General features: G+C 67.2%; 7 protein-coding genes. 4 read left to right on the forward strand and 3 right to left on the reverse strand.

Annotated elements, in window-relative coordinates; translation table 11 throughout:
• Positions 1–8 precede the first annotated feature (8 nt).
• Positions 9–503 carry a hypothetical protein gene (locus tag BMZ66_RS12485; RefSeq protein WP_092673534.1) on the reverse strand — a complete coding sequence of 165 codons (495 nt, stop codon included), beginning with the start codon at positions 501–503 and terminating at the stop codon, positions 9–11.
• A gap of 201 nt (positions 504–704) precedes the next feature.
• Here BMZ66_RS12485 and BMZ66_RS12490 point away from each other — a divergent pair, with 201 nt between their 5' ends.
• The 4 genes from BMZ66_RS12490 (at position 705) to BMZ66_RS12510 (ending at position 10,353) form a co-directional block, all read left to right on the forward strand.
• Complete coding sequence (locus BMZ66_RS12490) at positions 705–3,266, forward strand: T9SS type B sorting domain-containing protein (RefSeq protein WP_092673537.1); 2,562 nt, start codon at positions 705–707, stop codon at positions 3,264–3,266.
• 203 nt (positions 3,267–3,469) lie between these two features.
• A complete protein-coding gene (locus tag BMZ66_RS12495) occupies positions 3,470–6,910 on the forward strand; it encodes an NHL repeat-containing protein (protein ID WP_092673540.1) in 3,441 nt (1,146 codons plus the stop codon).
• 537 nt (positions 6,911–7,447) lie between these two features.
• The gene (locus BMZ66_RS12500; RefSeq protein ID WP_092673543.1) at positions 7,448–9,430 is read left to right on the forward strand and encodes a DUF4394 domain-containing protein; all 1,983 of its coding nucleotides are present in this window, start codon (positions 7,448–7,450) and stop codon (positions 9,428–9,430) included.
• 332 nt (positions 9,431–9,762) lie between these two features.
• A complete protein-coding gene (locus BMZ66_RS12510) occupies positions 9,763–10,353 on the forward strand; it encodes a DUF7825 domain-containing protein (RefSeq protein WP_262507575.1) in 591 nt (196 codons plus the stop codon).
• A gap of 423 nt (positions 10,354–10,776) precedes the next feature.
• Here BMZ66_RS12510 and BMZ66_RS25545 read toward each other — a convergent pair whose 3' ends face one another.
• Together BMZ66_RS25545 and BMZ66_RS12515 are read right to left on the reverse strand one after the other, a co-directional pair.
• Positions 10,777–10,926, reverse strand: a complete 150-nt coding sequence (locus BMZ66_RS25545) for a hypothetical protein (RefSeq protein ID WP_177204709.1) — start codon at positions 10,924–10,926, stop codon at positions 10,777–10,779.
• Positions 10,927–11,025: 99 nt separating this feature from the next.
• Positions 11,026–12,750 (reverse strand): hypothetical protein, encoded by a 1,725-nt coding sequence (locus tag BMZ66_RS12515; RefSeq protein ID WP_092673553.1) that lies wholly within the window; start codon positions 12,748–12,750, stop codon positions 11,026–11,028.
• Positions 12,751–12,778 lie beyond the last annotated feature (28 nt).

Genomic DNA, 12,778 nt, shown 5'->3' on the forward strand with positions numbered 1-12,778 from the left:
GAGAGCCCTTAACCGCGAACCAAGTCCGCATAGGTGAGCGATAAACCCGGACTAAACCCCGCGGCTACCCGCCGGTCCACCACCCCCGCCAGCCCGGGCGGGGCGGAGAGTTGCCGCCGCAGCACGGTAGCCCCCGCGCGGGTGAGCCGGTTAAGCCCCAGCAGCACCCGGGTCCGCTCCGCCCGGCCGATGTGGGGCTGCTGCAACAGGCGGAGCAGAAGCTGCTTTTGCGCCCCCGTCGCGTAGCAGACGGGGCTAGGTTCCGAAAAACAAACCTCTCGCGCCTCCGCCCGCCGGGCGAGCTCCCGCCGGGTGTTGACCAGCCAGCGCGCGAGCCGGTCCGCATCTTCGCATTCGTGAATGGCATGGTTGGCCCGCAGCTGCTCGGCCGCGCTGAGCAAGGGGTTGCCAAAGGTGAGGGCCGTGAGCTGCGCGCGCAGGGCCGCTACGTGGGCAGCGTCCGCGCCAACGGCCGCTTGCCCAGAGGGGTAGGTGGAGTACATTTGTGTTACGTAATGAATTGATGAACATTTCCTCAGTTCGGGAGGGGTCGGCCGCGCCAACGGCCGGCCCCTCTTTTTTGCCCCGAGGCGTTCCCATTTGGAACGGGACAAACGTAAACCACAAAAGGAATTAATCCGAGCAATTATAAAGTATAACCGCAATAATATCAGCCTATTAACAAATACTCTACCCCGTTCTCTATGCTCCGAAACCTCTACCTATTCCTCCTTTTCCTCCCCCTCTTTACCCAAGCCCAAAACACCTGCCCGGACCTGTTCCCCCTCGACGCCCCTGCGCCGGCCACGCGCAGCCTGTACGCCAACCGTACCAGCGTAAGCGAGCGCTTCGCCATCGTCGGGGCCAACTGGGACGTGACGGCCTCCACCGTCGGCCGGGCGCACATCTACGAGTACACGGGCGGGGTGTGGGTGTTCCGGCAAACCCTGATCGGCGACCGCGTGGCGGATTCCTTCGGCAGCCACGTCTTTATCGACGAGAACACGGTCCTGGTGTCGGCCAGTAACTACACCCGCCCCGGCTCGGCGGCCATCGGCGCCGTGTACGCCTACACCCGCCAGGGCAGCGTCTGGGTGCAATCGGCTCTCATTCCCAACCCCAACGCGAGCTACACGGGCGGTTTCGGCTGGTCCCTGGCCAAGAGCGGCCCGGACCTGGTCGTGGGCTGCGGGTACAGCGGCACGCAGAACTACGCCGCCTACGTCTACCGCCAAACGAACACCCAATTCGCCCTCGTGGCCACCTTAACGCCCCCGGCGGGCACGAACATCGGCTACGACTTTGGCTACAGCGTGGCCATCGACGGCGACAACCTGGTGATTGGCGCCTTGGATGCCTTTAGCTTCGGCCAGTCGGCGGCGTATTTCTACCACCGCTCGGCCGCCGGGGCCTGGAGCCAGGCCCAGGTCGAGGTCTACCCCAACGGGAGCCGGGCCGGATTTAGCATCGCCCTGCACGGGCAGCGGGCCGCCGTGGGCTCGGATTCCAACCTGGGGGTGCGGCTCTACGAGCGCACGGCCGGCCGCTGGCAGCTGCGGCAAACGATGTTCAACCCGGACGCCACGCCGGGGCGCTACGGCTACACCGTGGCCATGAACGAGCACGTGCTGCTGGTGAGCAATCCGTTTGACCGCCAATTGACGGGCGTGGTGTACCGCTACGGGCGCCAGAACAACGCGTGGCAGCTCGAGCGGCGCTACTTCGCGCCCCAGCCGCTGATCGCCGACGGGCTGGGCACCTGGGTTGCAGTCGACGCCCACTCGAACAATTTCATACTTAGCGCCCCGGGCCGCACCTCCGGCGGCGCACTCAACGCCGGGCAGGCGTTCGTACAGTGGGCGCCGGCCATCTTACCGGCCGGGCCCTTCTGTGCGAGCGACCCCGCCCTGGCGCTGCAAGCCACGGCCACGGGCGGCACGTGGTCGGGACCCGGGGTTAGCAACAGTGGGGTATTCACCCCGGCTCTGGCCGGGCTCGGCACGCACCGGATTGCCTATGCCCTGAGCGCTGGCCCCACGTGCACGTACCGCGACACGCTAACCATCACGGTCCAGGCCGCCCCGCGCATCACGCGACTGGCCCTGCCGCCGCTCAGCTGCGCCCGCGACACGGCCTTTAACTTGACGGCCACCCTGCCCGGCGGCCTGTGGTCGGGAACGGGCATTGCCAACCCCCAAACCGGCACGTTTCAGTCGGCCACCGCCGGCCCCGGTCGCCACGTCCTCACCTATTCCCTAAACACTGCTTGCGGCTCGCAGGACACGCTGAGCGTGGTGGTACGGCCCGCTCCCGTGCGCATCCTCACCGCGCGCGTGCCCCTGAGCTGCGCCCGCGATACGACCATGGCTCTGGTGGCCAGCCAACCCGGCGGGGCATGGTCCGGAGCGGGCATTGCCGGGGTCACCAGCACGTTTCAATCCGCCCTGGCCGGTCCGGGCCGGCACCTGCTGACCTACCGCGTGCCGGGCCCCTGCGGCGGGCAAGACACGCTGAGCCTAGTCGTGCGGCCCGTGCCGGTGCGCGTGCTCAGCCGGCCCAGCACCTTTTGCCGCACGGATACCGTGTTTAGCTTACAAGCCACCCCGGCCGGCGGACGCTGGCGCGGGCCGGGGGTGACGGACCAGGGCCGGTTTACGCCCCCGGGCCCCGGCCGCTACGTGCTGCGCTACGAGCGGGGCACCGGCGCCTGTCGCGCGGCCGACTCGGTGGCGATGACGATCACGCCGCTGCCGCAACCAGTGGTGAACGCCCTCCCCACCCAGCGCTGCGGGGAGCCGACCGGGGTGCTGCGGCTAAGCAGCCAGACTCCGAGCAATACGACCTACGAGTGGCAGCACCGCGCCACCACCGCCCAGCCGTGGCAAGTGGTCTCCACCCAGCCCACGCATCAGCCTGCCCAGCCCGGCTGGTACCAGCTAAAGCTGAGTCAGGGAACGTGCAGAGCCTATTCGGCCCCGACGGAATTCCGCGCCGAACCCATGCAGGTTCAGCAAATCCCCAACGTGTTTACCCCGAACGGGGACCGGGTTAATGACGTGTTCGAGTTACGGCTCCAGTACCCGCGCACCAGCCAGCTGCAGGTGTTTGACCGCTGGGGGAAAAGTGTATACGCCTCGACTACCTACGGTGCGTTCTGGACGGGCGAGCAAGCCGCGGCGGGCGTGTACTATTACCTGTGGCGCTATTCCACGGACTGCGAGCCGGTGGAGCGCACGGTCAAGGGCTGGGTGGAGCTGCTGCGGTAAAAAGAGAAGGAGGGCATAGGGGCAGGGCTTTGCTTCCCGAAATGGCCCAGGAGCGTGCGCCCCGTTAACGGGGTGCACGCTCCTGTGAAGCGCCCGGTCAAACGCGCTAGCAATAGGTCCAGCCCTAAACGTTTCCTATATAGAAGCTCTACCTTTACTCGGGGCCGTCCGCGCGCCGAACTTATCTCACCCCATCTATTGCTATGCTTCGTCTTTTTACGCTTCTACTCTGCTTCTTATTCCCCCTGCTCACCCGCGCCCAAACGCCCACTTGGCAGGCGGCCCTGGCCAATAACTCCACCACGATCCGTGGGTCGGCCACCGTCCTGGCCACGGCCGTCGGCCCGGCCGGGCAGGTGTACGTGGCCGGCTATTTGAGCGGACAGGTGGGGTTTGGTCCCATCGTGGTCCGGGCCGACGCCACCCAGGACGCGTTCGTGGCGCGCTGGGAACCGAGCACCGGCGCCTGGGCCTGGGCCCTGGGGGCGGGCGGCACCAGCATTGACCAGGCCACGGGCTTGGTGGTGAGCGGCAACCGCATCTACCTCACCGGCAACGTGAACAACTACGCCGTGGCCGGCGACGCCAACGGGGGCAATAACGTGCAGTTCGGCTCCCGCCCCCTGCCCGGCACGGGCCCGAGCGCCAACGGCGACGTGTTCGTCGCGCGCCTCACCGACACGGGGAACCCCACGGATTGGGACTGGGTCCGGCAAGCCGGCGGGATCAACGAGGACCGGGCCCGCGGCCTGGCCCTGAGCGGCGACCGCCTGTACGTGGCCGGGGCCGTGCAAAATGCCGCCGTGGCCGGCGACGCCAACGGCCGCAGCGACGTGCAGTTTGGCTCCCACCCCTTGCCCGGCACCGGCCCAAGCTTGAACTATGACCTCTTCGTGGCCCGAATCACCGACGCCGCATCCCCCACGGACTGGGATTGGGCCCTGGCCGGGGGCGGCACCGACGCCGACGAGATTAATGCGGTGGCCGTGAGCGGGAGCACCGTGTACCTGGCCGGCTACACCACCAACAGGGCCCAGGCCGGCGACGCCAACGGCACGGCCGATGTGCAGCTGGGCAGCTTGCCGCTGCCGGGCTCCGGGGTCGCGTTCAACCCCGATGTGCTGGTGGCCCGCCTCAACGATACGGGTCCCGCCCCAACCTGGGCGTGGGCCGTGCCCGCCGGGGGCGTGGACGACGACGAGGCCACGGCCCTGGCCGTGAGCGGCGGCAACCTCTACGTGGTGGGGGCGAGCGTGGGGTACACCCGGGTGAACGATCCGAACGGGGGGTACGACGTGCAGTTTGGCAGCCACCCGCTGCCCGGCCTCAGCACCAGCCCCAGCGCTGACGTGTTCGCCGCCTGCCTGCGCGACCCGGGAAATGCGCCGCCCGCCGACTGGGCCTGGGTCCGGCAGGCGGGCGGCTTCTACGACGAGCAGGCCAATGGCGTGGCCGTGCGCGGCACGGCCGTGTACGTGGTTGGCTACACCCGCAACTACGCCTTTCTCAACCGCCCCGATGGGGCGAGCGGCGTGCGCTTTGGCGCGACAACATTTCCCGGTAGCGGCAGTGCGGCCAACAACGACTCGTTCGTGGCCCGGCTCACGGACCAGGGCACGACGGCTTCGGACTGGGACTGGGCTTTGTCCGACAGCGGGGTCTTGTCCGGGCAGGCCAACGCGGTGACGGCCACGGCCACGGACCTCTACGTGGGCGGCGCAGGCAGCGCGTATACCACCTACGGCGCGGCCGACGGGTCCCCGATAGCCAGCAATTATTTGACCTTGACCATTGCTAGCGTGACCGATAACGGCAGCAGTGGGGCGTGGCAGCGCGTGCGCACCGCGCGAACCGAAAACGGCTCGGCCAGCGTGACGGCCACCGCCGTGGGCAGCGGCGGCCAGGTCTACGTGGCGGGGTACTTCAGCGGCCAGGTGCGCTTTGGCCCCTGGGAATTGACAACCCAGGGCGGCGAGGACGTGTTCGTGGCGCGCTGGGAGCCGGGGGGCGCGGGCGCCTGGGCCTGGGTGGTGCGGGGCGGCGGCCGATCCGATGACCAAGCCCTGGCCCTGGCCGTGCGCGGTCCGGTCTTGTACGTGGGCGGGAAGGTTAATAACAACGCCGCGCCGGGAGCGGCAGGGGGCACGGCCGACGTGCGCTTCGGGGCCCACCCGTTGCCGGGCATCGGCTCGGGCAACGGCACGGACGCCTTCGTGGCCCGGCTCACCGATGCGGGGACCGCCGCGGCGCCAAGTTGGGACTGGGCCCTGCAGGGCGGGGGCACTTCGCTGGACCAGACCTCGGCGCTGGCCGTGAGCGGCAACAGCGTGTACGTGGCCGGCACTGCCGTCAACGCGGCGGTGGCCGGCGACGCCAACGGCCGCGAGAACGTCCAGTTCGGGGCGCACCCGCTGCCGGGCATCGGCCCCTCCGCCTTGCGCGACGTCTTCCTGGCCCGCATCACGGATGCGGGCACGGCCCCGAGTTGGGACTGGGCCGTGCAGGGCGGGGGCACGTCCGAGGACTTGGTCGCGGCCCTGGCCCTGCGCGGCACCGCCGTCTACGCGGTGGGCTCGGTAACCAACACCCCCGCGGCCGGCGACGCCAACGGCCGCGACGACGTGCAATTTGGCTCTCACCCCCTGCCCGGCATCGGGGGCTTCAACGGAACGGACGTGTTCGTGGCGCGCCTTACCGACCCCGGAACCACGGCCCCCACGGACTGGGATTGGGCGTTGCAGGCCGGGGGCACCGCCAGCGACCAGGCCCATGCCGTGGCCATCAACGGCAATCAACTCTACGTGGCCGGGCAGGTAAGCAACCGCGCCGCGGCCGGCGACGCCAACGGCGGCAATGACGTGCAGTTTGGCACGCGCCCGCTGCCGGGCACGGGCCGGAGCACGGAACCGGATGCCTTCGTGGCCCGCCTCACGGACGCCGGCTCGGCGGCCCCCGCCGATTGGGACTGGGCGCTGGCCGGCGGCGGGTCGTACGCGGACGTGGCCCTGGGCCTGGCCGTGGGCAACGGGGGCGTGTACGTGACCGGGTACACCGTCAACCAGGCCGTGGCGGGGGACGCGAACGGCGCAGCCGACGTGCAGTTTGGCGCCCTGCCCAGCCCCGGGCGGGGCGCGAACTTCAACGGCGACGTGTTCCTGGCCCGGGCCACCGACCCGGCCGCCGGCGCCGCGCCCGCCTGGGAGTGGCTGCTGACCGGCGGGGGCGAGCGGGCCGACCAAGCCAACGCCGTGGCCCTGAGCGGCAACCGCCTCTACGTCGGGGCATTGGCGTGGCCCGCCGCCACCTTCGGGACCACCACCCTGCCCGCCGCCAGCGGGGTGCAAGTAGCCGTGTTGGGGGTGGTCACCGACAATACTGTTCTGGCAACGCGTCCAAGCGTCGAGTCGGGCAAAGGGGCTGTTTTGACGCTCTACCCGAACCCGACGGCGGGCGGGTCCGTGACCGTGGCCGGGGCCGCTCCCCGCATGGCCGGGCAGGTGCTCGATGCCCTGGGCCGGGTGGTGGCCGGGTTTGTGACGGATGCCGCCGGCTCGGCCGTGCTCGCGCTGCCGCGGAGCCTGGCCCGCGGCATCTACGTGGTGCGGGCCGGGGAGCAGCGCCCGGCCCGCTTGGTGGTGGAGTAAGCCGGTAGCAGGCCACTTGACGGGCCGCGCCAACGGCGCGGCCCTGCGAGCCGACCCACCGCTTAGTACTTGGTAGAGCGGAAGCGTTTGCCCGGCCGGGGGCGCGGGCCATGAATTCGGCGGCGCGCCGCGGCCCTTCGAAACCTTCGCTGAGTTCCTGCGCGGCCGTATGGGCCAGGTACATAAGATAAAGCAGAGCACGGGCCCGGGAACGGTCGTTGCATCAGTGGCGCTGCTCTCGTGAAGGACAACCTTGTTTTAAATTTTTCGGCTGCTCCACCGCCCCTGCAGGCAACGCAAAACCCGGGCGCTATCCACTCACACCTCCCCATGGATAAATAATGCCGAAGATATGAGTGATGTACTTCGAGGCATGCCTTACGGTCCAGCCATTCCGGTTCCTGGTCACCCCGGCTGCCTTACCTTCACCCAAACGGGTCAAGCCAGGCCGGCGGCCAGTTATGGCACCATGCGTTATTCATTAGGTCAATACCCATAACTGCTTAATCCTTTTCGTTTCATGCTCTCTTAACTTATATGCCCGCAACCACTACCCCCTTTAACAAACCTATTCGCACCCTAACCCTGGCCGCCCTGCTGGCTGGCGCTAGCACGCTTCCCGCGGCGGCCCAAACCGGGTACGCCTTGTTGGGCGGCCAGGCCTTCACCTACCGCCTGGCCACGTTCCGGCCCACGGTGCCCGGCGCCTTCTCGGCCACCGTGACCATCACGGGCCTGGGCAGCGGGCAGGACCTGGTGGGCCTCGACGTGCGGCCCGCCACCGGGCAGTTGTACGCCCTGGGCTACGTGCCCAGCAGCCAGCAAGGGCAGCTCTACACGCTCAACCCGGCGACGGGCGCTCTCACGGCGGTGGGCAGCGCCCAAACCCTGGCCTTGGGCACCAGCCGCAGCCTCTTTGGCTTCGACTTCAACCCCGTGGCCGACCGGTTGCGCGTGACGGCCGGCAACGGCGCCAACCTTCGCCTGGACCCAAATACCGGCGGCCTGGCGGGTACTGACGGCCCCCTGGCCTACGCCAGCACCGACGCCAATGCCGGACGCACGCCCCGCGTCACGGCTTCGGCCTACACCAATTCTTACGTGGGCAACCCGGTTACGACGCTCTACAACCTCGACCAAGCGGCCAACCGCCTCGTGCTCCAGAACCCGCCCAACGCCGGCACGCTCAACACGGTTGGCACCCTGGGCGTGAACGCCGGCGGCGGGGCGGCCCTCGACATTTACTTTAACCCCACGACCGGGCTTAACGTGGCCTACCTGTCCATTTCCACGTTTTCGCTCGCGACGTTCACCTTCGCCTCCGCCCTGTACACGGTGAACCTGGCCACGGGCGCGACCACTGCCCTGGGGGCGTTGGGTAACAACACGGCCGAGGAAGTTGTCGACATTGCCCTCACCACCCCGGCGCCCGCGCCCGTGACGGGCCAGCTGGCCTACGCGCTGGCGGGCGCCAACCTGATCGAGTTTGACACGGCCCTGCCCGGCACCATCCGCCGCGCGGTGGGCATTACGGGCGTGGACGCGGCGCAAACGCTCGCGGGCCTGGACGTGCGCCCGCTCAACAACGTGCTCTACGCGCTCGGCTACAATGCCGCGGCCGCGGCCGGAGTGGCCAACGCGCAGGTGTATTCGCTCAACGCCGTGACGGGCGTGGCCACCGCCGCGGGGCCCGCCGTGCGCCTGACCTTGGGCACGGGCAGCCTCGGGATGGACTTCAACCCGCTGACCGACCGCATCCGGGTGGTGGGCGCCAACCGCAACAACTACCGCCTCGACCCCGCCACCGGGGCCTTAGTCGCCACCGATGCGACGACGTTCTACGCCAGCAGCGCCACCCCGCCGAGCGTGGGGGCCATCGCCCACAGCAACAGCTTTCCGGGCTCGGCCGCCGGTACCACGCTCTACGCCTACGACGAGGCGCGCAACGTGCTCAACACGCAGGGCATCTCGTTTTCGCCCCTCGTCGACGGGCTCCAGACCACGGTCGGCGCCTCGGGCCTGAGCGTGAACGCCACCGCGCCGACCGTGGACCTGGACATCTACAGCACCGGGACGGGCGTGAACCTGGCCTATCTGGTGGCCAACACCGGCACCTCGGCGGCGACCGCGCTCTACACCGTGAACCTGGGCACCGGCGCGGCCACGCTGGTGGGCCCCATTGGCGCCGGCTTGGCGGCCCGCGACATCGCCCTGGCCGCCGCCACGGGCGTGGTCACCGGCACCCGCCGCGAGCAAGCGCGGGCCGGGGAGGTGGGCCTCTGGCCCAACCCGTTTGCGGACGCGACGCAGCTGCGCTTCGAGCTGCCCCGCGCCGCGCAGGTCGAATTGCTTGTCACCGACGCCCTGGGCCGGCTCGTCGCCCTGGTGAACCCGGGCCGGCTGGGCGCCGGCCCCCACACCCTGCACTGGAACGGCGCCGGCCAGCGCCCCGGACTGTATTTTTTCTGCCTGCGCGTTGATGGTCAGCCCGCCGGTACGCGCCGGGGCCTGCTGCAATAATGCGGAAGGGCCAGTTGAAGCTCCTGATCACGTAAGCGCCCCTAGTTCGGCCTTTTTTGCAAACTGGTAGTAGGGGCGTGGTTTACCTTCAGGGTTTCTTTTCGGCTTTTCCCAAGCTTCCCCTGGTAGCGGCCTGGTCTTTTTCATGACCGTTTTTACCTGCTCCTGCATGCCCCAAACTTTGTCCGGGTGGCGCAGGGGATACCCGGCAAGCCCACGGGCCCGCACCAATACGCCGTGTTGCAATTTCCCAGCAAGTACACGAGCCAGACGCCCCCGTCACCGCTGCTCTACTCCCAGCACGCCCGCTTCCGGGCCATGGGCCACGCCGGGTGGGTGCTACCCCACGACTACCGCTTCGTGGCCAGCGTAATCCCCACAACCCGTCGCCCTTGCACTGGCACGTGGTGCGCCCCGCCGCCTGGGCCGACGGGCTGGAGTCCACCGAGCGGGACGTGGTGCAAGCGGCCCTGCAGGAGCTGCTCGGCCCCGGCCCCGGGTTTCGGGAGCCTACCACCCTGTTGCTAGCCCTGGGTTTGATGCACAAGGTGCCGGCGTGCCGGGCCCTGGCCTTGGAAGTCTTCCTTTTGGCCTGCACCACGGGGCGGCTCGACCCCGCCGCGTTGGGCACGATCCTCGGGCGCTTTCTGGCCCACGAATTCGTGCCGGTGCAGCGCCTGGCTGACAACCTGCAGCAAGCCCGCGCCATCGACGCGACCACGGACGACGCCCTATTGCAAGTATTAAACAACCTGCTACCGGAGTTACCCGCGGCGCCCTTGCGCAACACCAAGAAGCTAGTGGAGCTGTACGCCGAGCTGACCAGTCGTAGCGGCCGGGAGCCGGCGGAGGCGATCAAAACCAATCTGCGCAGTTGGCAAGGCACCTCTGCGCTCAAGCAGGTCGTGGGGGAGTTGGTATAGCAAAAATTTGGGAGCATAATAACCAAGCCCCTAGAAGAGGCCTGGTTGAGTTCGGAATCAATACCCAAGCGCCGGCCCCATCGCCGACCAGTTCCAGGAACACTAGTAGTCCTCCGAGAAATGAGTCCGATCAACGAGTGCGCGTGGTCATTCACGAGTTGATTAGGTATGGTGCGCACGAAGGATTTGCGCGGGCCGCAGCGGGCAAGCTCGAGCGAGTTCTGAACTCCGAGGCCTTCCGGCAAGAGGTGGAAGCCAACGAGTATCGGCACGCTCAGTACCTGCGCCCTGCCCAGATTTATGCCCGAATTATGGCCGCTCACGAAGTGCAGGAGGGCAAGACGGGTAGTGGACCTGCGGCTGCGCACGATTACGCTGGCCGAGGACGGCGCGTTCTGGATGAAGGCCTGCGAACCCGGTTCATTACAGGGAACCATCGGCTTGGACGGCGCGGGTACTGGCGTAGCCGCGGTGTGCCCGCAGTGACTGAGTGTCTACGCGGCGAAGCGGGATACGGCGGCCCTGGCCGCCCACTTCGCGCACGAGTACATGCACATGTTGGGATTTGCCCATCCCGTTTGGAAGCAGAAGTCGGTTCCGTATAAGATTCACACCCTGGTCGAAACCCTGGCCCAGCCCCGGGCTAACGTGCCCGGGCGGTAGGCCGCTGTCTTACTCCGCCTCCCGAAATTTTCGAGTCCAGAAGCGGTGGGGATAAAAAACGTCGCAGTTCTTTTCCGCCAATCGGGGGCTGCCAAAGTCCCCGTGAATCTGAGGGCCTAGCTCGAGCCGCGAACCGGAACCGAAGGCTTTGATCGTTACCCGGCCCCGAATAGAGGCGGGTAGGAACGTGCTGTCGGCCGCCGCCAACACAAAATTATGCCAGCGACCCAGGGTGCGCTCGTTGAGCGTGAGTGGGTCGGTAAAGAGCCGGTCGATCATCACTGGTAGGGAGCCATCGAGGGGAAGCCGCAGCAGGGAGGGAATGGTGTAATCGCCGATCATGTTCTCGGTGATCTCCCGGTAGGGGTGCAAGGTTAGGTTATAAAAGCGGGTCTGGGCGTGCTGCTGCAGGTAAGGAGCCACGGCGTAGCGAAAATCCTGTAGCGAGCACGCCGCAGCCATGAACACGATGTGGTCGCATTGCAACCGTCGCTCCCGGGGCTGCAGCAACGATTCCTGCAAAATGTTTTTCATGACGATGCACCCCATGCTGTGGCCCATAAGGGTCACGGTGGCGCCGGCCCGCGCGGCGGCCGGTTCCTGCCGGGTTCGCCACTTGCGGTAGGCTTCCAGACTGTCGACAAACTGCAATACCACGCCGGGCTGGGATAAATAGCGGGTGTTTCGCTCCCGACGACTCGCCTGGGCGACGAGTCGCTTCGAGGGCTGGGCGGCAAGCGGCACCGCGGAGAATTCATCAGCTACCGGCCGGTGGAACATGGTCTGCGTCCGCCGCAGCATGGACCGCCAGGCGGGCCGACCCACGGCTTCGCCCAGCGCTAGGGTAGCCAGGCGCGATGGAAGCCATAGCACGGGCTGCACCACGTGGTAGTAGAAAGCGCCCTTGCTGCGGTTCTCCCCCATGGAAATTTGCAAGGTAGAGTCAGTCCTGCCGCGGTGGTTTAGGTAATCCTGCCGCAAGCGCTCGCTAATCAGGTTGACCGAATGAACCTGCTTGTTGCGCTGCGTGCCGCCAAATTTGTAAAAGTTTGACGGCCGGTTCAGCCCAATAGAGAACAGGGCCGGCTCGGTAGCGTACTGCAGGGCGTTAAGTGGAAATTTTACGGCGGCCCGGCCCAGGTCGGTGGCTAGGTGTAAGGGCGCTAAAATGCCCAGTCCGTACAGGGCGTAGAGCGGACGACGCAGGGGTTGTACCTGCCCTTGGTTGGTGATCAGGTGTTCACCGTAGGTGGAAAAAAAGCCCGCATTCCAGTTGAGGTACAAAAATGCCGTATCGGCGTTCGGCCGCCAGAGCTTAAGCGTGTTATCTTGCTCGACGCGCACGGCGCGGTTCAAGCCGGCTTTAAACGTGGCCAGGCCCCCGTGGGATAAGACAATGATGTGCCGCGGCTGGCGCTGACGCAATTCAGCGAACATCTCCCGGAGGTAGGCCCCTTCGGTGGTTTCCTTGCTCTCGTATTTCCCAGCGAATCGCCTTTTGCTTTCCCGGGTAAGCCCTTTGAGCTTGGGGAGAATTCGCCCGTCGCCGCTGATTTGCAGCACCCGGTGGGTGAGGATATTAAGGTCAACAGGCGTTTGGGTTCCCGGCTGCAGGGGGCGAGTCACGTCGGTGCAGCGGCAGCTGAGCACCAGCAGGCTGCCCAGTAACGCTAGGCTTATCCGAATCAAAGTAGCCGGAAACAAGGGCGCGGCAAAGGGGCAGGTAGCAGGCACGGGGAGAGTAAAAAAAGTGGAAAATAGG

The sequence above is a fragment of the Hymenobacter arizonensis genome (genome assembly GCF_900115775.1).
GTDB classification, from domain to species: domain Bacteria; phylum Bacteroidota; class Bacteroidia; order Cytophagales; family Hymenobacteraceae; genus Hymenobacter; species Hymenobacter arizonensis.